At 62.5% G+C, this 280-nt stretch carries 1 pseudogene; it reads right to left on the reverse strand.

The features are described from left to right. A pseudogene (locus V5P19_RS23430) lies at window positions 1–280 on the reverse strand (hypothetical protein); the annotation flags it as partial.

Here is a 280-nt window from a genome sequence, read left to right on the forward strand (position 1 = left end):
GTGTAATAGTCGGTCGAGCTCGCGAACTCGTAGTCGAAGCCGAAATGATCGAGGAAGGCGCGCAGCCGCGCATTGTTGTGCGCGCCGAACGAGGGGTACTCGTTCGAGAACGGATCCGGCACCCGCGTCAGCGGCTTGCCGAGATGTGCCGCCAGCATCTCCTTGTTCGGGACGTTTTCCGGGACCTTGCGGAAGCCGTCCATGTCGTCTGAAAACGCCAGCAGGCGCGTCCTGACCTTGTCCTCGGTCAGAACGCGGAAGGCGTGCCTCACCATCGAGG

It is taken from the genome of Enterobacter sp. UNJFSC 003 (genome assembly GCF_036903355.1).
Lineage (GTDB): Bacteria > Pseudomonadota > Gammaproteobacteria > Enterobacterales > Enterobacteriaceae > Enterobacter.